This is a genomic window from Dokdonella sp. (assembly GCF_051958935.1).
Classification (GTDB): domain Bacteria; phylum Pseudomonadota; class Gammaproteobacteria; order Xanthomonadales; family Rhodanobacteraceae; genus Dokdonella_A.
The window spans coordinates 1-19,712 of the sequence record NZ_JBQCFP010000131.1; the positions used below are offsets into that span (position 1 = coordinate 1).

The 19,712-nt window shown below is 70.0% G+C and carries 14 protein-coding genes and 1 pseudogene; 7 read left to right on the forward strand and 8 right to left on the reverse strand.

Going from position 1 to position 19,712, the window contains the following annotated elements:
• Positions 1–172: 172 nt before the first annotated feature.
• Positions 173–1,366 (reverse strand): C1 family peptidase, encoded by a 1,194-nt coding sequence (locus tag ACTHK2_RS12885; protein WP_440246126.1) that lies wholly within the window; start codon positions 1,364–1,366, stop codon positions 173–175.
• Between the two features lie 47 nt (positions 1,367–1,413).
• Positions 1,414–2,136, reverse strand: coding sequence for a protease inhibitor I42 family protein (locus ACTHK2_RS12890; RefSeq protein WP_440246127.1), 723 nt, complete (start codon positions 2,134–2,136; stop codon positions 1,414–1,416).
• Between the two features lie 11 nt (positions 2,137–2,147).
• Here ACTHK2_RS12890 and ACTHK2_RS12895 point away from each other — a divergent pair, with 11 nt between their 5' ends.
• The 4 genes and pseudogenes from ACTHK2_RS12895 (at position 2,148) to ACTHK2_RS12910 (ending at position 7,923) form a co-directional block, all read left to right on the forward strand.
• Positions 2,148–2,468: a hypothetical protein gene (locus ACTHK2_RS12895; protein WP_440246128.1), complete on the forward strand. Its 321-nt coding sequence runs from the start codon at positions 2,148–2,150 to the stop codon at positions 2,466–2,468.
• A gap of 55 nt (positions 2,469–2,523) precedes the next feature.
• On the forward strand, positions 2,524–3,804 hold the full coding sequence (locus ACTHK2_RS12900; RefSeq protein WP_440246129.1) for a TolC family protein: 1,281 nt from the start codon (positions 2,524–2,526) through the stop codon (positions 3,802–3,804).
• 125 nt (positions 3,805–3,929) lie between these two features.
• A pseudogene (locus tag ACTHK2_RS12905) lies at positions 3,930–4,739 on the forward strand (efflux RND transporter periplasmic adaptor subunit); the annotation flags it as partial.
• A gap of 10 nt (positions 4,740–4,749) precedes the next feature.
• On the forward strand, positions 4,750–7,923 hold the full coding sequence (locus tag ACTHK2_RS12910; RefSeq protein ID WP_440246151.1) for an efflux RND transporter permease subunit: 3,174 nt from the start codon (positions 4,750–4,752) through the stop codon (positions 7,921–7,923).
• Here the strand turns inward: ACTHK2_RS12910 and ACTHK2_RS12915 are convergent.
• Together ACTHK2_RS12915 and ACTHK2_RS12920 are read right to left on the reverse strand one after the other, a co-directional pair.
• Positions 7,920–9,188: an RNA polymerase sigma factor gene (locus tag ACTHK2_RS12915; RefSeq protein ID WP_440246130.1), complete on the reverse strand. Its 1,269-nt coding sequence runs from the start codon at positions 9,186–9,188 to the stop codon at positions 7,920–7,922. The two genes, ACTHK2_RS12910 and ACTHK2_RS12915, sit on opposite strands and share 4 nt — an antisense overlap.
• A gap of 124 nt (positions 9,189–9,312) precedes the next feature.
• A complete protein-coding gene (locus ACTHK2_RS12920) occupies positions 9,313–9,876 on the reverse strand; it encodes a YciI family protein (RefSeq protein ID WP_440246131.1) in 564 nt (187 codons plus the stop codon).
• A 50-nt stretch (positions 9,877–9,926) separates the two neighbouring features.
• On the opposite strand from ACTHK2_RS12920, the gene ACTHK2_RS12925 reads away from it, so the two are divergent.
• Positions 9,927–10,856, forward strand: a complete 930-nt coding sequence (locus ACTHK2_RS12925; RefSeq protein ID WP_440246132.1) for a hypothetical protein — start codon at positions 9,927–9,929, stop codon at positions 10,854–10,856.
• 44 nt (positions 10,857–10,900) lie between these two features.
• Here the strand turns inward: ACTHK2_RS12925 and nagA are convergent, their stop codons facing one another.
• Genes nagA through ACTHK2_RS12945 form a run of 4 tightly spaced genes read right to left on the reverse strand, consistent with a single transcriptional unit; the run spans position 10,901 to position 15,432 of the window.
• Entirely contained in the window at positions 10,901–12,022 is a 1,122-nt protein-coding gene (gene nagA / locus ACTHK2_RS12930) for an N-acetylglucosamine-6-phosphate deacetylase (protein ID WP_440246133.1), read from the reverse strand.
• Positions 12,022–13,059 carry an SIS domain-containing protein gene (locus ACTHK2_RS12935; RefSeq protein ID WP_440246152.1) on the reverse strand — a complete coding sequence of 346 codons (1,038 nt, stop codon included), beginning with the start codon at positions 13,057–13,059 and terminating at the stop codon, positions 12,022–12,024. The genes nagA and ACTHK2_RS12935 overlap by 1 nt, the downstream gene beginning before the upstream one ends.
• Positions 13,060–13,079: 20 nt before the next feature.
• Positions 13,080–14,117: a LacI family DNA-binding transcriptional regulator gene (locus ACTHK2_RS12940; RefSeq protein WP_440246134.1), complete on the reverse strand. Its 1,038-nt coding sequence runs from the start codon at positions 14,115–14,117 to the stop codon at positions 13,080–13,082.
• Between the two features lie 49 nt (positions 14,118–14,166).
• The gene (locus ACTHK2_RS12945) at positions 14,167–15,432 is read right to left on the reverse strand and encodes a sugar MFS transporter (protein ID WP_440246135.1); all 1,266 of its coding nucleotides are present in this window, start codon (positions 15,430–15,432) and stop codon (positions 14,167–14,169) included.
• A 279-nt stretch (positions 15,433–15,711) separates the two neighbouring features.
• On the opposite strand from ACTHK2_RS12945, the gene ACTHK2_RS12950 reads away from it, so the two are divergent.
• Both ACTHK2_RS12950 and ACTHK2_RS12955 read left to right on the forward strand, forming a co-directional pair.
• Entirely contained in the window at positions 15,712–16,779 is a 1,068-nt protein-coding gene (locus ACTHK2_RS12950) for a glucokinase (protein WP_440246136.1), read from the forward strand.
• Between the two features lie 92 nt (positions 16,780–16,871).
• The gene (locus ACTHK2_RS12955; RefSeq protein WP_440246153.1) at positions 16,872–19,589 is read left to right on the forward strand and encodes a TonB-dependent receptor; all 2,718 of its coding nucleotides are present in this window, start codon (positions 16,872–16,874) and stop codon (positions 19,587–19,589) included.
• Positions 19,590–19,712: the final 123 nt, after the last annotated feature.

Below are 19,712 nucleotides of genomic sequence, written 5' to 3' on the forward strand. Positions count from 1 at the left end.
CCCGATCGATACCGTGAGCTGCTGCGCGAGCGGCAGATTCCGGTGCCTCCGCTGCCGGATCCCGACCCGCTGATCCGCCAGAAGCTCAAGGTGATCAAGCTCCCCGAGCGTTGAGGCCGGGCAAGCGTCCGCGGCAGCGCAGGGCGACGCCCCGGACCCGAGGTTGCCCGCATCAATGCTCGGGCAGCGTGACCCCCTTGAGCTTCGGGCGGATCAGGGGGTCCGGATCCGGCAACGGTGGCACCGGGATCTGCCGCTCGCGCAGCAGCTCGCGGTATCGGTCGGGCAACACGTAGAAGCGCCGGCTCGCATCGACCCAGGCGGTCGCCACGCCGACGTTGTTGCTGCCGTACTTGATCCACATGTAACCGCGCTCGCTGCCGTATCCGCCGGTCTCTCCCCAGTTCGTGCCCCATGAGTTGCGGATCAGCCACGCGCCTTTCTGGTCGTTCCAGCCGACGATGACGATGCCGTGGTTGATCCACGGATAGGTCTGGTTCGACGAGAACACGCCGCCCGTGTAGGCCTGGAACTGTGCGTCGGCCATCACGGCGGTCGCGAGCGGGCCGTGCTCGCACAACGCCTGCTTGATCGCGGACGGCGACGGCACCTTGGTCCAGTCCGCGGTATTCACGAAGCCCCAGGCGGTTGCACGGTAGGGCGTGGCCACGTTGGCCGCGCAGGCCTGCGCGTCGTTGCCGGTGAAGGGGTCGGCCGTTTCCGACGCGGTGCCGTGCGTGACGAGGAAGTCGTACACCGGCCCCCACCAGCCGCCGCTGCACGAGCCGGCGTTGGCGCAGTTGAGCACGTACTGCTCGGACGTGTCGACGAGCGCGTTGTTGCGGATCGCGTAGCTCGCCTCGTACGAACCCAGCGCGGTGAAGTCCCAGCACGTGCCGCAGACCTGCGCCTTCACGGGGGTCACCTTGCCGACCTTGCGCCAGTCCCAGGCGGACGCGTTGGCATGGCAGGCGAGGCGGAACTTGAGCCGATCGACGAGGCGCGGGTTGAGGCGCGCGACTTCCTCGAAACGCTCATGATCGATGCGTGCGAGTTCCGCCCCTGCCTGCGCGATCTTCAAAGCCTCCGGTGGCAGCTCGCGCGGGATTTTCGTCGCGGCGAGCATCTCCAGCGGCACGTCGAGCGCGCTCGTGTAGCCCACCTTGTAGGCGAGACGCTCGCGCCGGATGAGTTCGTTCGAAGCGGCGAGCTGCTCGCGTACCGCGGCCGATGCGCGGCGCAGGTCGGGCTTCTTCGCGAGCGTCGCGCGCATGTCCTCGCGTGACGGCGGATCCTGGGCGAACGCGGTGCCCATCGCGAAAACCGCGAGGGCGACGGCGACGAGCTGGACGACATGGCGATGCATGGTCTCCTCCTTGTTGACGCGGATCGGTAGTCGCACGGCCTCCCGGCCTATGGCTGCTTCACCCCGTGCGGGCGTTGATCGTCGTCGTCCGCCGCGTGGATGCGCAGCGTGACGTGCCAGCGTCTGGCGGGCGCTTCGCTCTGCATCCATGAGCGGCGATAGTCCAGTTCCAGCTCGGCCGTGCCGCTCGCGAGCGCCGTCACCTCGAACACCTGGCGTTCTTCGCCACCGGGTCGGTCGGCGCCCTGCAGCGGGCGTTCGCTGAGCGCGACTAGTGGCGCGGGCCGCGCGATCCAGCGGTAGCCCGTGCCGAGCTGCGCATGCAGCGTGACCGAGACGTGCTCGCCGACGCGCACGTCGAACGTGCCATCCGCATCTTTTTCGGAAAGTTCGCGCAGCGGCGCGAGGGCCAGGCAAGCGGCCAGCAGGGACACCCAGGGGATCGCGTGACTGATCACGGCGATGCCGTCCTCTCCTCCCATGACGCGCGCGAGTTTGCCACCGCGACGCGGCGTCGGCGTCCGCGCGCGAACCGCCTGGAGTTGAGCCGCGCTGCACGCCGAGCGCGGCTCGCGAACCCCCACGCTTGCGCACGCATGCATGCAGCCGACCTGAGGGAATTCGCTCAGTGGAACTGGCCGAGCAGTCGCGACAGGCAGCGCGCGCCGCCGCGCGTAGCAAGCCCCCGCAGTCCAGAGGCTCATGCGCGATGCAATTGTGTAACCGACGCGCGCGCCGCTAACCTCTCGCCATGTCGCCGCGTCGGCCACCGTACACCGCCTTGCGCCTCCTCCTGCTCGCGCTGGTCGCGTTCGGCCTCGTGGCGAAGCCGTTGCTCGCCTCCGCGTGCGACATCGCCGACCTGCAGCTCACCACGTTGCCCGCAGGTGCTGCGGTGGCGGCGACGCCGCCCGACGCAGGCGGCGCGGATGGCTGCCCGATGCAGCATTGCGGCCAGTGCTGCGTGCACGTGGCCGCCGTCGCGCCGGCCGTGCGCGCGAGCACGATCGAACCCGGCGCACCGGCGCCGGTGCCGTCGCTGGCGCGCCTGTTCCGGCCGACGCCGTATCCGGTCGCGCTGCGTCCGCCGATCGCCTCCTGACGCGTGGTCGCGCCGGCACGGCCGGCGCGTTCCCCGCGGCATCGGAGGATTTTCCATGTGGTTGCGCCTGGCAGCGACGGCTGCCCTGGTGTTTGCACGGTGCGACATCGCATCGGCGCAGGCGCCTTCCGTCATCACGCTCGAGGATGCGTTCGCGCGCGTCGCCGAGCGGCATCCCGACCTGCGCTGGGTCGACCTGCGCGGCGACGTGCTCGCCGCGGATCTCGCGGCGGCGTCGCAGGGCCCGCCGCTCAGCGTGGGCGCGACGCTCGAGAATGCGTTCGGCACGGGCGACACGCGCGGCGTGCGCGCGGCCGAACTGTCGCTGACGCTCGCATCGGTGTTCGAACGCGGCGGCAAGCTCGATGCGCGCCGCACGCTCGCGCAGAGCCGCATCGATGCGCTCGCGGTCGAACGCGCCACGCGCCGGCTCGACCTGCTCGCCGACGTCGCGCGCCGCCATCTCGACATCGTTGCCGAGCGCGCACGCCGGCGCATCGCCGACATCGACGTCGCCCAACGCGAACGCGCGGTCGCCGCCGCCGAGGTGCGCCTGCGCGCGGGTGCATCGCCCGAGTCCGTCGTGCTCGCGGCGCGTGCGGCGCTCGCCCGCGCGCAGGTGGACCGCGATCGCGGCCTGCAGCGGTTCGATGCCGCACGCCGGCACCTCGCGGTGTTGTGGGGCGAGCGCGATCCGCAGTTCGACGTCGCTGCCGCCGACCCTACCGTGCTGCCGCCGATCGGCGACGCAGCCGCACTCGCCGCGCTGCTCGAGCAGGCGCCGGAAATGTCGCGATTCGCCGACGAGCGGCGCATCCGCGAGGCACGCCTCGAACTCGCCCGCAGCGAGGCGAGCGCCGACGTGCAATGGCAGCTCGGCGTGCGCCGGCTGGGGGCGGGCGACGACACCGCGTTGATCGCGAGCGTGTCGGTTCCGCTCGGCGCGCGCTCGCGCGCACAGCCGGCGCAACGCGCGGCGCAGGCCGAACTCGCCGCGATCGAGGTGGAACGCGAGGGCAAGGACCTCGCGCTGCAGTCGACCCTGCTCGACGCGCATGGCCGCTACCGGGCCGCCCGGCTCGAGGTCGAGCGCGTGCGCGACGACGTCTTGCCGTTGCTGGCGAAAGCCGAGGCGGCGGCGGAACGTGCCTATCGCGGCGGTGCGGCGAGCTATCTCGAATGGGCGCAGTTGCAATCGGCGCGCACGGCGGAGCTGCGCCAGCAGCTCGATGTCGCGGTCGACGCGCAGCGTGCCCTGATCGAGATCCAGCGCCTGACCGGCCAATCGATGTCGCCCGCGGCAACGACGACGCACACCACGGAGGCGCCGCGATGAAGATCCACGCACGGATACCGGTGGCCCTGCTGCTCGCCACGCTCGCGGCCTGCGGACGCACGCCGCCGCCGACGTCGCCTGCGGTGCAGGGCGACGAGGCCCACCACGGCGAAGCGCGAACGAGCACGGTGATCGCGCCCGATGTCGCCGCCGCATCGGGGATCGTGGTCGCGCCGCTCGGGCCGGGCGTGATCGCCGACGAACACGAGATCCAGGGACTGCTCACGCCGGTCGAAGGGCGCGTCGCGAAGGTGACGGCGCGTTTTCCCGGCCCGATCCGCTCCTTGAGCGCCGGCATCGGCGACGCCGTGCGCGCGGGCGATGCGCTCGCGACGATCGAGAGCAACCTGAGCCTCACCACCTACGTGATCCGCGCGCCACTCGGCGGAACCGTGCTCGAACGTCCTGCGAGCGTCGGCAGCGTCGCCGCCGAAGGCGCGTTGCTGTACGAGATCGCGGACCTCTCGCAGCTCTGGGTCGACCTGCACCTGTTCGGCGCGGACGCGCAGCACATCCGCGCCGGCACCACGGTCGTCGTCACGCGCATCGACGACGGCGCGACCGCCGCGACGACGCTCGAGCGAAGCCTGCCGGCGACCGCCTCGGCGAGCCAGAGCACGATCGCGCGCGCGACCTTGCGCAACGACGATGGCCGCTGGCGGCCGGGCACGGCCGTGCGCGCTCGCGTGACCGTCGATCGCCAGCCGGTCGCGATCGCGGTGCCGCTCGGCGCCTTGCAGACCGTCGACGAGGTCGATGTCGTCTACGTGCGCGAAGGCGATCTCTACTCGATGCGTCCGGTGAAGCTCGGCCGGCGCGACGCACAGCGCGTGGAAATCCTAGATGGCGCGAAGGCCGGCGAGCAGGTCGTGGTCGAGCAGAGCTTCCTGGTCAAGGCCGACATCGGCAAGGCCGGCGCCGAGCATGAGCACTGAGGCGGCGCGCATGCTCGAGCGCATCATCCGATTCTCGATCCGGCAGCGCTGGCTCATGCTGCTGCTCTCGCTTGGCCTGCTCGGCGCGGGGGCCTGGAGCTTCACCCGGCTGCCGATCGACGCGACGCCCGACATCACGAACGTGCAGGTGCAGATCAATACCGAAGCGCCGGGTTACTCGCCGCTCGAAGCCGAGCAGCGCGTGACGTACCCGGTCGAGACGGCGATGGCGGGACTGCCCGGGCTCGACTACACGCGTTCGCTGTCGCGTTACGGGTTGTCGCAGGTCACGGTCGTGTTCGTCGACGGCACCGACCTGTATTTCGCGCGGCAACAGGTCGCCGAGCGCCTGCAGCAAGTGCGCGCGCAGCTCCCGGGCGGGCTCGAGCCACGGCTCGGGCCGGTCGCGACCGGTCTCGGCGAGATCTTCATGTACACGGTCGAAGCCAATCCCGCGGCGCGCAAACCGGACGGCACGCCGTGGAACGCGACCGACCTGCGCACGCTGCAGGACTGGGTCGTGCGGCCGCAGTTGCGCACCACGCGCGGAGTCACCGACGTGGACACGATCGGCGGCTACGAGCGCCAGGTGCACGTGACGCCCGATCCGTCGCGACTGATCGCGCTCGGCTTCACCCTCGAGGATGTCGTCGCGGCGATCGGCAGGAACACGCGCAATGTCGGCGCGGGTTACATCGAGCGCAACGGCCAGCAGTACCTCGTGCGCGTGCCGGGCCAGGTCGCCGACGCGGACGCGATCGGTCGCATCGTGCTCGATCGCCGCGACGGCATGCCCGTGCGCGTGCGCGACGTCGCCAGCGTCGGCGACGGCAGGGACCTTCGCAGCGGCGCGGCGACGCAGAACGGGCGCGAGGTCGTGCTCGGCACCGTGATCATGCTGGTCGGCGCCAACAGCCGCGAGGTCGCGCGCGCGGCGGCGGCGAAACTCGCGGACGCCAACGCGAGCCTGCCCGCGGGCGTGCACGCCACCGCGGTGTACGACCGCACCGCGCTCGTCGACCGCACGATCCGCACCGTCGCGCGCAACCTCGCCGAAGGCGCGCTGCTGGTGATCGCGGTGCTGTTCCTGCTGCTCGGCAACGTGCGGGCGGCGCTGGTGACCGCGGCGGTGATTCCGCTCGCGATGCTGCTCACCGTGATCGGCATGTTGCGCGGTGGCGTATCCGGCAACCTCATGAGCCTCGGCGCGCTCGATTTCGGCCTGATCGTCGACGGCGCGGTGATCATCGTCGAGAACTGCCTGCGCCGTTTCGGTGAGCAGCAACAGCGGCTCGGTCGCACGATGGACGCCAACGAGCGGTTCGAGGTGGCGGCGAGCGCGACCGCCGAGGTGATCCGCCCGAGCCTGTTCGGCCTCGGCATCATCGCGGCGGTCTACCTGCCCGTCTTCGCGCTCGGAGGTGTCGAGGGCAAGCTGTTCCGGCCGATGGCGATCACCGTGGTGCTCGCGCTCGGTGCGGCGATGGCGCTGTCGTTGACCTATGTGCCGGCGGCGATCGCGATCTTCCTCGGCGGCCGCACGGCGGAGCAGGAAAACCGCCTCGTCGCATGGGTGCGGCGCGCATACGCGCCGTTGCTCGCGGCATCCCTGCGCCTGCGCATTCCGGTCGTGGCCGCGGCAACGGCGTGGGTCGTCGCCTGCGGCGTGCTCGCGACGCGCCTCGGCAGCGAGTTCGTGCCTGGCCTCGACGAAGGCGACATCGTCGTGCAGCCGCTGCGCATTCCCGGCACCAGCCTCGGCCAGTCGGTGTCGATGCAGGAAACACTGGAGGCGACCCTCGCGGAGTTTCCCGAGGTCGCGCGCGTGTTCTCCAAGATCGGCACCGCCGAGGTCGCGAGCGACCCGATGCCGCCGTCGGTGGCCGACACGTTCGTGATGCTGAAGCCGCGCGAACAATGGCCCGATCCGCGCATGCCCAAGCCTGCGCTGCTCGCGCGCATCGAGGCGGCGATCACGCGCCTTCCCGGCAACAACTACGAGCTGACCCAACCGATCCAGATGCGCACGAACGAGCTGATTTCAGGCGTGCGCTCCGACGTCGCGGTCAAGATCTACGGCGACGATCTCGACCGGCTCGCGCGCGCGGCGTCACGCATCGAGCGCGTGCTGCGCACGGTCGAGGGCGCCGCCGACGTCCGCACCGAGCAGGTCGGTGGGCTGCCGCTGCTGACGGTCGTGCCCGATCGCGAAGCCCTCGCGCGCTACGGCCTCGATGCATCCGACGTGCAGGCCGCGGTCGCGACCGCGGTCGGCGGCGAAGTCGCGGGCCAACTGTTCGACGGCGATCGCCGTTTCGACATCGTCGTGCGCCTGCCTGATCACCTGCGCCAGGATCCGGCGGCATTGGCCGACCTGCCGATTCCGTTGCCGGCATCGACCAATGCGGATGAAGCGAGCCGCGCCGCGGCCTGGGCCAGCGGTGCGCCGCGCGCGCTGCCCCTGCGCGAGGTCGCGCGGATCGAATCGTGGCTTGGCCCGAACCAGGTCAACCGCGAGAACGGCAAGCGCCGCGTGGTGGTCAGTGCGAACGTGCGCGAGCGCGACCTCGGCGGTTTCGTCGGCGAGGTGCGCCGCCGCGTCGCGGCGGACGTGGCGCTGCCGGCGGGCTACTGGATCGAATACGGTGGCACGTTCGAACAGCTGATCTCGGCCGGTCGGCGCCTCGGCGTGGTGGTTCCGCTCGCGCTCGCGCTGATTTTCGGGCTGCTGTTCACGGCCTTCGGCTCGCTGCGCGATGCGACGGTCGTGTTCAGCGGCGTGCCGCTCGCCCTGACCGGTGGCGTCGTCGCGCTCGCCGTGCGTGGCATACCGCTGTCGATCTCGGCCGGCGTCGGCTTCATCGCCCTGTCGGGCGTCGCGGTGCTCAACGGCCTCGTGATGATCGCCTTCATTCGTCAGTTGCGCGAGCAGGGCGATGCGCTCGACGACGCGATCGTCGATGGTGCGCTGGCGCGACTGCGCCCGGTGCTGATGACCGCGCTGGTCGCGTCGCTCGGCTTCGTGCCGATGGCCTTCAACGTCGGTGCCGGCTCGGAGGTTCAGCGGCCGCTCGCGACGGTCGTTATCGGCGGCATCGTGTCGTCGACCCTGCTGACGCTGCTCGTGCTGCCGGCGCTGTACCGCTGCCTGCAGCGCGAGCGCGCGATCGTCGCTCCCGGCTAGCCGTTCGCAGCGCACGCGGCGGCGCGCGAAAGCAGCAGCGCACGTTCGCGTTCGTTGCGCGTGAGCGCTGCGGCGCGTTCGAACTCGCCGCGTGCTTCGGCGTTGCGGCCGAGCTTGGCAAGGAAGTCGCCGCGCACGCTCGGCAGCAGGTGGTAGTTCTGCAGCGATGCCTCGCCGGCGAGCGAGTCGACGATCGCGAGGCCGTCGGCAGGGCCGTTCGCCATCGCCACCGCGACTGCGCGGTTGTGTTCGACGATCGGCGCGGGCGCGCCGCCGGCGCGCACGCCGTACAGCGCGGCGATGCGCTCCCAGTCGGTTTCCTCGGCGACGCGCGCGCGCGCATGGCAGGCCGCGATCGCGGCCTGCAACGCATACGGGCCCAGCGCCCCGCCGAGCTGGTCCGCGCGCGCGAGCGCGGCGAGGCCACGCTGGATCGCCAGCCGGTCCCACAGCGCGCGGTTCTGTTCGAGCAGCAGGATCGGCTCGCCGTTCGGTCCGGTGCGCGCACGCGAACGCGAAGCCTGGATCTCCATCAGCGCGACGAGGCCGTGCACTTCGGCCTGCTCGGGCATGAGGCCCTGCAGCACGCGGCCGAGGCGCAGCGCGTCCTCGCACAATGCCGGCCGCATCCAGTCATCGCCCGCGGTCGCCGAATAGCCCTCGTTGAACACGAGGTAGATCACCTCGAGCACGGCGGCGAGGCGCTCGGCGAGTTCGGGGCCACGCGGCACTTCGAAGGGTACGTCCGCCGCGGCGAGCGACTTCTTCGCGCGCACGATGCGCTGCGCGATGGTCGCCTCCGGCACTAGGAACGCGCGCGCGATCTCATCGGTGGCGAGGCCACCAAGCACGCGCAGGGTGAGCGCTACGCGCGCTTCCCGGGACAACACGGGATGGCAGGACGTGAACACGAGGCGCAGCAGGTCGTCGCCGATGTCGTCGTCGAGCGCATCGGCGATGTCGGCGTGGCCTTCCTCCTGTTCGGCGACGAGATCGTGTCCGATCTGTTCGTGCTTGCGCTGTTGCAGCTGCTGGCGGCGCATCTGGTCGATCGCGCGGCGTTTCGCCGTCGCCATGAGCCAGGCCGCGGGATTGTCGGGTATGCCGGCGCCCGGCCAGTTCTCCAGCGCGGCGACGAGGGCGTCCTGGGCGAGCTCTTCGGCGAGGCCGATGTCGCGCACCATGCGCGTGAGGCTCGCGATGAGCTTGGGCGACTCGATGCGCCAGATCGCATCGATCGCGCGGTGGATGGAATCGGTCGGCATGGCCGCCGATCACACCATCTCCGCGCGGGCGGCACAAGCACCGCAGTTGCGCGTGCGCGCATCGATCGGTGCGGCGCGGCGCCCGTCGCAGCCAACGGATCGCGCGGTCGCGCGCGGCCGGCGTTCATGTCCGCGGCTCACCCGCAGCGGCATCCACGGCGAAATCCTCCGCTTCGAACAGCGGACGGATCTCGATCTCCGACTCGCCGTGTTCGAACGGATTGGGGCATCGCCGCACCCATTCGATCGCCTCGTCGAGCGAACGCACCTGCCACAACCAGAATCCGGCGACGAGTTCCTTCGCTTCGGCGAACGGGCCGTCGACGATGGTGCGCGCCTTGCCGGAAAAGCGCACGCGCGCGCCGGCCGAGCTGGGCTTGAGGCCATCGGCGGCGAGCAGGATGCCGGCCTTCGCCAGTTCCTCGTTGAAGCGGCCCATCGCCGCCAGCAGCGCCGCGCTCGGCGGATCGCCGCGCTCGGACGCCTCGGTGGCCCGCACCATCACCATGACTCGCATCGTCGCCTCCTCGGGGCGCCGCTGTCCCCGGTGTTTGCGGCTCTCTTCCGGGACGACGAACGGCCGCGCGCCGGATCGACATGTCCGCGCTGTCTGGAACGGCGCGATGCGCCGTTTTCCTCCATACGACCGTAGCCGGCGCGGAGAAGGTGGTTTCAGCCGGTCGATCACGGTCGGTGGCGGCTCGCGCCGCCGCAGGCTCACTCGAGGGAGGGAACGGCATGAAAGGGTTGGCATGGGTCGCGGCCATCGCGCTCGCGACGGGCAGTTTCGCGGCACACGCGTCCACGACGATCGGCGGCCCGTCGGTCGGTCTGTGGGCTCATCCGGGCGACGGTGGCCGCGGCTTCAACATCGACATCCAGGGCGACACGATGATCGTCACCACGTTCATCTACACCGGCAGCGGCGATCCGATCTGGTACCTCTCCTCCGGTTTCTACAACCATGACACGGGGCGGTTCACCAGCACCTACGACAGCTACTCGAACGGCCAATGCTTCGGTTGCCCGGCGCAGCAGCCGGTCGTGCACAGTGCGGCGGCGGGGCCGATCTCGATCCAGTTCCACGACAACCAGTCGGCCACGCTGACGACGCCGGCGGGTTCGCTCGAGATCGTCAAGTTCAACTACGGCTTCCCGTCGCTCACGGGCATGCTGTACGGCGAATGGGTGTTCAGCCTCAATGCCGGCGGGCTCGTCGACGGTGACTGGATCGTGTTCGACCATCCCTACACGGGCTCGGACGGCACGGTCTACGCGGCCGGCCACAGCGACGACGGGTTCAGCCGCGTCGCGCTGGGTACGTACTCGGCTTCCGCGCATCGTTACATCGTCGTGGCGTCGCAGTCCGGCAACTACGTGCACTCCTACGTGCTCGGCATGGACGACCGCCGCGGCCTCGGTTCGGCCTGGGTGCACCTGTCCAGCAACGAGCCGACCGGCGATGGCTCGCTCGCGACCGCCGCGCGCGTCCTGTACGAAGGCGAGCTGATTCCGCTCGGATCGAACCGGGCGGTCAATCCGGCGGCCGCAAATCGCGACCAGCACGATCTCGTCGCGATCGACAAGCGCGCGCTCGACCCCGCGCTCGCGGCCGAATTCGACAAGCTGGGAGCGGCCTTGCGCGAGTACGCCGGGTCGCGGCGCTGACGGTCGCCTCGCCGCCGCGCGATGGCGCGGCGGCGAGCGGGCGATCAGGGCCAGCAGCGCACGACGCGGAGGTCGGTGTCGAGTTCGACCAGTTCCGCGCGCTGGCCGGGCGCGATGCGCCCGCGCTCGGCGCCGATGCCGAGGAACTCGGCCGGCCAGGTCGAGGCCATGCGCAGCGCGTCCTCGAGCGGCACGCCGAGCGTCGCGACCGTGTTGCGCACCGCGCTCGCCATGTCGAGCGCGGAGCCGGCGAGCACGCCGTCGGGCGTCTCGCAGCGGCCGTCGCGGCAGCGGATCGTCACGCCGGCGAGTTCGTAGCTGTCCACCTCCGCGCCGACCGGCGGCATCGCATCCGTGACGAGCAGCAACTTGCCGCGCGGCTTCGCCGCGAGCGCGACGCGCAGCGACGCTGGGTGCACGTGATGGCCATCGACGATGAGCCCGCACCAGCTCGCGCGGTCCTCGAGCGCGGCGCCGACCACGCCCGGCTCGCGCCCCTGCAGCGGCGACATCGCGTTGTAGAGATGGGTGAAGCCGCGCGCGCCCGCGTCGAGCGCGGCCCGCGCCTGCGCGTAGTCCGCGGCGGTGTGGCCGATGCAGACGATCACGCCGCGCGCGACGAGTTCGCGCACGCGCGTGGGCGATACCTGGTCGGGCGCGAGCGTGAGCACGGTAACGCCGCGGCGCAGCGAGCAGACGAGTTCGAGTTCGGCGTCGTCGAGCGCGCGGAACTTCGCCGCATCGTGGGCGCCGCGCCGCGCAGGCGCGATGTACGGGCCTTCGAGGTGGATGCCGAGCACGCCAGGCACGCCCGCGGCGATCGCATCGTCGACCGCGGCGATCGCCGCGCGCATCGTCGCCGCGTCGTCGCTGATCAGGGTCGGCAGGAAACCGGTCGTGCCGTAGCGCCGGTGCGCCGCTCCGATGCGGCGGATCGTCTGCACCGTCGGCGCATCGTTGAACAGTGCGCCGCCGCCGCCGTTGACCTGCACGTCGATGAAGCCGGGCGCGAGCCAATGGCCACCGAGGTCGATCTGCTCGGCCGTTGCACGCACCTCGCGTGCCGGTTCCAGCGCGAGGATGCGGCCGTGCTCGACCACGACCGCGAGGTCGTCGCACAAGCCGTCGTCGACGAGTACGCGGGCGTTGACGAATGCAATCGCCATCAGCGCGTCTCGGTGACCTTGCGCAAGTGCGGCGGCGCGTCGGGATCGCGGCCGCGGCGCAGCGCGAGCGCATTGATCGCGCCGTAGCAGCGATGCACGGCGAGCAGCGGCGCGCAGGCGGGGTCGGCGGTCACCGCGAATTCGAGGTCGCCGCCGCCGGGCGCGGCGACCCACACGCGCGCATCGCGTTCGCGAAAGCGCTCGGCGACCGCGAGCGTGCCGTCGTAGCTGTCGTCGTGCTGGGCGAACAACAGCACCGGGAAACCGCGCTCGACGAGGGTCATCGGCCCGTGCTGCACTTCGGCGGCACTGAACGCTTCCGCGTGCAGACCGCAGGTTTCCTTGAACTTGAGCGCGACTTCCTGCGCGGCCGAGAGGCCGAAGCCGCGCCCGACGACGAACAGGTTCCGTGCCGCGGCTAGGCCGTCGACGAGCGCGGTCCAGTCGTGTTGCCAGCCCCTCTCGAGTGCTTCCGGCACGCGCGCGAGCGCGTCGCGCAGGCACGCGTCGCCGGCCCATTCGGCCGCGAGATGGAGCAGGGCGGAAAGCGAGCAGAGGTAGCTCTTGGTCGCCGCGACGCGGAGCTCAGGGCCTGCATGCAGCGGCACGACGACGTCGGCGGCGGCCGCGAGCGGCGAGTCGACGACGTTGACCATCGCGACGACGCGCGCGCCGGCCTCGCGGGCCGCGCCCGCCTGGGCGACGAGGTCGGGGCTGCGGCCCGATTGCGAGATCGCAAGGAACAACGCGCCGTCGAGTCCGGTGCGCGCCGCATACACCGACTGCACCGATGGCGCGGCCGATGCGGTGGTCACGCCGAGGCGCGTCTCGATGAGGTATTTGGCGAACGTCGCCGCGTTGTCGGAGCTGCCGCGCGCGCCGGTCGCGACGAGCGCCGGGCGCTCGCGCCGGAGCCGCGTCGCGAGTTCGCCGATCACGTCGCGGTTCGCCTCGAGCTGGCGTGCGATCGCCGCCGCCGATTCGCGCACCTCGCGATACATCCGGGTCGATTCGGCGGCAGCGGGCAGGTCGGGCATGGAGTCCTCGGGCACGGCACTCATGGCGCGGTCGTGCGCACGCGCGCGGTCGAGTCGCGGATCACGAGCTGCGGACTGAAGCCGCGGTTGAGATGGATGACGCCGCTGCCGGCCGGCTTGAGTTCGGCGATGAGGCGCAACGCCGCGTGGCGCGCAATGTCTTCGGTCGCCTGTTTGGCGGTGGTCAGCGCCGGCCACGACTGGCGCGAGAAGGGGCTGTCCTCGAAGCCCGCGATCGACAGCTCGTACGGCACGTCGATGCCGTTCGCCTTCGCCGCGGCGAGCACGCCGGCGGCGATCTCGTCATTGGATCCGAAGATCGCGGTCGGCGGTTCGCGCAGCGCGAACAGCCGGCGCGCGCCGCGGAAGCCGTCGTCGAACGAATAGTCGCCCGGGATCACGAGCTTCTTGTCGAGCGGGATGCCGTAGTCCTTGAGCGCCGACTCGTAGCCCTTGAAGCGTTCCGGGCTCGAGCGGTGCTCGGCGCCTCCCCAGAGGAAGCCGATGCGCTGGTGGCCGAGCTGGATCAGGTGTTCGGTGATGTCGTAGGCCGCGTCGCGGTCGTCGACGTAGACACACGGATACCCGTCGGCCGGATCCTCGGCGGCGGAGATGATGCGCACGAAGCGGATGCCGTGCTCGGCGAGGTAGCGGATGAGCTCCATGCGTTCGGACATCGGCGGCGCGAGCACGAGTCCGGCGAGGCGCGCATGGCCGACCAGCTCGCGCAGCTCGTCGGCGAGGTCGGGTGCATTCGAATCGCAGGGATGGATCTGCAGGCCGAAATCCTGGTCGCGACAGGCGGCGAGCACGCCGTTCTGCACGCTGATCACGTAGTACGGATTGGGGTTGTCGTAGACGAGGCCGAGCGCGTGCGAAGTCGCGCCGCGCAGGGTGCGCGCGGCTTGGTCCGGGGCGTAGTCGAGTTCGTCGATCGCGCGCTGCACGCGCTCGCGCGTGTCGTCGCGCACCGACGCCTCGCCGTTGATCACGCGCGACACGGTCTTCAGCGACACGCCCGCATGGCGCGCCACGTCCCTGATCGTCGGTCGGCTCATCGCAGTCCGCTCCGTTGGGCGAAGCGGCATCGTAGCTGCAAACGCATCGTCAATCCGACCGGCCGGCGCGATGGCCGAGCACCGCGTAGTACAGGATGTACAGGTAGCACGGCACCATGATCGCGGCGAACGCGAACTGGAAGTCCACGTGCTCGCGCAGGATCGCGAACGTCTGCGGAACCAGCGCGCCGCCGGCGATGCCCATGATCAGCAGTGCCGAGCCGATCTCGGTCAGCCGCCCGAGGCCCTTGATCGCGAGCGGGAAGATCGCCGGCCACAACATCGCGTTCGCGAAGCCGAGCGCGGCGACCATGCCGACCGAGACATAGCCCCGGGTGAAGTACGCGCCGAGTGCGAGCAGCACGCCGAGCGCGGCGGAGCCCGCGAGGTAGCGCGACTGCGAGACGAAGCGCGGGATCGCGACGAGCCCGGCGACGTAGCCGGCGAGCATCGCGCTCAGCGTGAAGGACGTGAAGAACTTCGTTTCGTCGGGCGGCAGCCCGAAGCCGCGGCCGTAGGTGCCGATCGCATCGCCCGCCATGACCTCGACGCCGACGTAGAGGAACAGGCAGAGCACGCCGAGCCAGAGGTGCGGATAGGCGCGCAGCCCGTCGCGCTGGGCGGCGGCCGCGTTCGCCTCGGCGGCGCGCACCTCCGGCAGCGGCGAGCGCACGATCCACGCGCCGAGCACGGCGAGCACGATCGCCATGCCGAGGTAGGGGAGGTGCACGCGCGCGGCGAACGCATCGAGCAGGGCGCTGCGCGTGGCCGGATCGGCTGCCTGCACCTCGGCCTTGAGGTCGCCGAGCCCGTGCAGCACGAACACGCCGAGCGCGAACGGCGCGAGGATGCCGGCGACCTTGTTGCAGATGCCCATGAAGGCGATCCGCTGCGCCGCGCTTTCGATCGGGCCGAGGATGCTGATGTACGGGTTCGCCGCGGTCTGCAGCAAGGCGAGGCCCGCGCCGATGACGAACAGGCCGCCGAGCGCGCCCGGATACCAGCGCTGCACCGCGAACTGGCCGAACGCGAGGGCGCCGAGCGCCATCACGAACAGGCCGAACGCCATGCCGCGCTTCATGCCGGTGCGGCGCAGGATCGCCGCGGCGGGCAGGGCGAGGAAGAAGTACGAGAGATAGAACGCCATCAGCACGAGGAACGCATTGACCGTGTCGAGCTCGAAGGCGAGTTCGACGAACTGGATCAGCGGACCATTCATCCAGGTCACGAAGCCGAAGATGAAGAACAGCAGCCCGATGATCAGCATCGGCGCGTGCCGGCTCGGCACGGACGTGTTCGCGGCGGTGGCGACCATCGAGACTCTCCTCTCGCCCTGACCGGTCTGGCGCGGGCGTATTAACGTTGTCATCTCGCGCCACGGCGAGGCCGGTGACGCGCAATCTGCGGCATTTATGGCGCTGGCCTGCGATCTGTCGGCGTCCCCAATGCCTGCCGAATGGTAGCTGCGTTGGGCTCCCGGGTTCATTTTGCAGTGCAAGTTGACAACGTTGTCAAGCGCATCGAGACTGCCCGCGTCTCGAGGTCGCCCCCGCCTGGTGGAGCGGCACTCACCAGTCAGTTCCCGGGGAATGGGTTGAACGAGAACCGCTACCGCATCGCCTCGCGTACCGCCGGCCAGCCGCTCATCGCCGCCGATGTCGGCGGCACCCACGCGCGCATCGCCTCGATCGTGCCGGTCGCCGGCGAGCGCGGCAGCGCGTTCGCGATCGGCGACTACTGCAAGTACGCCTGCGCGGAGTTCCCGAGCCTTGCCGCTATCATCGAGGCGTTCCGTGCGAGCCACGTGCACACGCCGGTGGCCTCGGCCGCGCTCGCGATCGCCGGTTTCGTCGTCGACGACGCGGTCGTCAACGTGAACCTGCCGTGGCCGGTCTCGCTCTCCGAGTTGCGCTCGCGCCTCGGTCTCGCCGACCTCGCGGTGGTCAATGATTTCGAGGCGGTCGCGTACGCGGTCGGCCACGTCGACGATGCGAGCGCGCTGCTGCTCGGCGGCCCGGCCGAACACCGTCCCGGGCCGATGCTCGTGGTCGGACCCGGCACGGGGCTCGGTGGCGCCGTGCACATCGCGCAGGACGGGCGGCCGGTGATCCTCGCAACCGAGGTCGGCCAGGCGACGCTCGCCGCGACCACTGATTTCGAATTCGACGTGCTGCGCGAACTGCGCAAGCGCAGCCCGCGCGTGCTGATCGAGCACGTGCTGTCGGGCACCGGGCTCACCAACCTGCATGCGGCGATCCGAGCGCTGCGCGGCGCGCCGCCGCTCGCGCAGACGCCGGCGCAGATCAGCGCCGGCGCGCTCGCCGGCAGCGACGCGCTCGCGGCGGAAACGGTCGAGGTGTTCTGCGGCTGGTTCGGCAGCGTGCTCGGCGACCTCGCGCTGCTTTACGGCGCGCAGGGCGGCATCTACCTCGCCGGCGGCGTGCTGCCGCAGATGAAGGAGCTGCTGGTGCGCAGCCGCTTCATCGAGCGTTTCCTCGACAAGGGCGCGATGCGCGAAGCGCTCGCGCGCACTTCGATACGCCTCGTCGACCATGCACAGCTCGGTGTCATCGGCGCCGCGAGCTGGTACTTCGACAGCGACCACGGCGGCCGCCGAGCGGCGGCTGCGCAACGAACCGGGACGAAAGCGACGACGGATTGACACGAGCCGGCGAGCGGCGCGCAGCGAACGCGTCCGCAGACCAACCACTGGAGGAGGGGTTCACCGTGAAGAGCAGGACCTGCAGGAAAACGATGCTGTCGGCGAGCATCCTCGCCGCCTTCGCATTCGCCGCCGCGGCGCATGCGGCGGAATCGTCGGTTGCCGCCGACGAGTCCGCGGACGCCTCGGCCGAGGGCGCCGCCGGCGCGGCGCAGGACGACGCGCGCGCGCAGGAGATGGACGCGATCGTCGTGCATGGCATCCGCGAAAGCCTCAAGGCATCGCTCGATACCAAGCGCGACGCCAATGCGATCGTCGATGCGATCACCGCCGAGGACATCGGCAAGTTCCCGAACACGAACGTCGCCGAGGCGATGGTGATGATCCCGGGCGTCACGCTGGATCGCCGCTTCGGCCAGGGCGAGCGCGTCAGCATCGACGGCACCGATCCGAGCCTCAACCTGTCCTTCATCGATGGCCACCCCGTCGCGCAGGCGATCTGGCTCTACGGCGAGCAGCCGAACCGTGGCTTCGACTACACCCTGCTCGCGCCGGAAATCCTCGGACGCCTCGAAGTGTACAAGTCGTCCGAAGCGCGCCTGCCGGAAGGCAGCCTCGGCGGCACGGTCATGATGCACACGCGCCTGCCGCTCGACCTCGACGTGAACACGATCGCGGGATCCGTCGGCTACAACTACAATGACCAGGCCGAGGACGGCAAACCGAACGCGTCGGTGCTCTACAGCTGGAAGAACGACCAGGGCACGTTCGGCTTCAACATCGCCGCGCAGCACTACGAAGAATCGGTCGATCGCCAGGGCATCGAGATCTTCGGCTACCACCCGGTGTCCGAATACGCGGCGGCGAGCCCGGCGATCGCCGCCCAGGTCGCGAATGGCTCGCTCGACGCGAACGCGCTCGTGCCCGACGAGATCAACGCGGCGTACTTCCAGCAGGAGCGCAAGCGCAACAGCGCGGTCGTCAACCTGCAGTTCAAGCCGGACGAACGTTTCGATGCGACCTTGAGCGGGATCTACATCAAGGAGAGCTTCGACAACTACAACCAGTCGGTCTACAACTTCCTGCACTGGAATACGGCCACGATGGCCGCGGTCGACAGCTTCACCCAGGGCAACCATGGCCTCGTCACAGGCGGGCACTCCGCGGGCGAGGGCGCCGGCATCATCTACGACAACCAGCTGCGTTCGTCGGAAGTCACCACCAAGGGCCTGGACCTGCGCGGCGCTTATCACGGCGAAGGCTGGAACCTCGCGGGCCAGATCGGCTCGACCAAATCGGACAACCCGAAGATCAGCCAGTACCTGCTCGAGCCGGTCTACTTCGGCGGCTTCAGCTGGGATGATCGCCACGGTTACTCGTTCGACGACCCCGCCGCGGGACGCGACCCGGCCAACTGGGGCGGTGGCTGGCTCGGTAACAACGGCGTGTTCATGGCGCATGCGAAGGACCGTTACGGCCAGCTCGACTTCGGCAAGGATTTCACGGGGGGCTGGATCAATCGCCTGCTCGTCGGCGTGCGCTACGCCAAGCACGACGAAAACTACGGCCTCAACGTCTACGGCGGCGTCACGCCGGGCACGCTCGCCGACGTCGGCACGATATCGCCGACCGACATCCTCGACGAGTTCTCCGGTTTCTCGCCCGACCAGGCGCACCACCTGCAGGTCGGCGAGCGCAACATCCTCAACTGGATCCGCAACAGCCATCTCGACTTCGCGCATCCGGACCCGGGCAGCTACCTCAACAACACCTGGGCGCTGACGCAGGAGAATTCGGCCGCGTACGTGCAGGTCGACTTCGGTAACGACGTCTGGCGCGGCAACGTCGGCGTGCGCTACGTGCACACCGAGCAGGAAGGCTCAGGCTTCAACCTGCCGGGCAGCGTCGCGCCGGTGCTGCCGGCGCCGGCGGGCTGGTACCAGACCAAGGAATCGTCGATCAACAACTGGTTGCCGTCGTTCAACATCGCCTACGACGCGGCACCCGACGTCGTATTGCGCCTGTCCGGCGCGGAGGTGATCGCCTGGGCGCCGTACAACCAGATGGTCAACAACACGTTCCTCAACGACACCGTGCTCACCGGCAGTGGCGGCAACGCCGACCTCGAGCCGTACAAGTCGGTGAACTTCAACCTCTCGGCCGAGTGGTACTTCGCCGAGCAGTCGGTGATCGCGGGCTCCATCTTCTTCAAGCACGTGCTCAACTACATCGACACGATGCCGTCGACCGAGCGCCACTACAACTCGATCCGCGACACCGATCCGACGCAGTGGGATTCGCTGGTCGGCAGCCACGGCTGCACCGCCGACGGCTTCTGCGACTACGACATCTCGCGTCCGCGCAATGCGGGCACGGCCAAGATCAAGGGTGCCACGCTCACCTACCAGCAGGCGTTCGGCAGCACCGGCTTCGGCATGGTCGCCAACTACACCTACGCCGACGGCGAGACGAGCCAGGGCACGCCGATGCCGTACCAGTCGAAGAATTCGATCAGCGTCGGCCCGTACTACGAGAACGGCCCGTTCAGCGCGCGCATCAATTACAACTGGCGCGACCACTACCTGGCCGGCGGCTACGTCGCCGGTGCGCCGCCGGCGGTCGTCGACGACTACGCCGACCTCGGCCTCAGCCTCGGCTGGAAGTTCAACCAGAACTTCATGGTCACGTTCGATGCGATGAACCTGCTCAACGAGAAATACCACCAGTACGCGGTTGGCAACGAGGACCAGCTGTTCGGCGAATACACGACGGGCCGGCGCTACATGGCGAATCTGCGCTTCAACTTCTGACGACTCCAACGTGCGACATTCGCGGGCCGGCTCACCCCGGCCCGTCTTTTTTTTTTTGTAGAACCCTCGCGCTCGCCCGTCTCCCGGCGGGAGTGGGGGAGGGATGAAGGTCCGGCCGGGGCG

Bases quoted from the DNA above. Each gene is read 5' to 3' on its own strand.
- ACTHK2_RS12885 (WP_440246126.1), bottom strand. From the start codon at position 1,366: ATGCATCGCCATGTCGTCCAGCTCGTCGCCGTCGCCCTCGCGGTTTTC.
- ACTHK2_RS12925 (WP_440246132.1), top strand. From the start codon at position 9,927: ATGAAAGGGTTGGCATGGGTCGCGGCCATCGCGCTCGCGACGGGCAGT.
- ACTHK2_RS12915 (WP_440246130.1), bottom strand. From the start codon at position 9,188: ATGCCGACCGATTCCATCCACCGCGCGATCGATGCGATCTGGCGCATC.
- ACTHK2_RS12945 (WP_440246135.1), bottom strand. From the start codon at position 15,432: ATGGTCGCCACCGCCGCGAACACGTCCGTGCCGAGCCGGCACGCGCCG.
- ACTHK2_RS12940 (WP_440246134.1), bottom strand. From the start codon at position 14,117: ATGAGCCGACCGACGATCAGGGACGTGGCGCGCCATGCGGGCGTGTCG.
- ACTHK2_RS12935 (WP_440246152.1), bottom strand. From the start codon at position 13,059: ATGCCCGACCTGCCCGCTGCCGCCGAATCGACCCGGATGTATCGCGAG.
- ACTHK2_RS12955 (WP_440246153.1), top strand. From the start codon at position 16,872: ATGCTGTCGGCGAGCATCCTCGCCGCCTTCGCATTCGCCGCCGCGGCG.
- ACTHK2_RS12910 (WP_440246151.1), top strand. From the start codon at position 4,750: ATGCTCGAGCGCATCATCCGATTCTCGATCCGGCAGCGCTGGCTCATG.
- ACTHK2_RS12900 (WP_440246129.1), top strand. From the start codon at position 2,524: ATGTGGTTGCGCCTGGCAGCGACGGCTGCCCTGGTGTTTGCACGGTGC.
- nagA (WP_440246133.1), bottom strand. From the start codon at position 12,022: ATGGCGATTGCATTCGTCAACGCCCGCGTACTCGTCGACGACGGCTTG.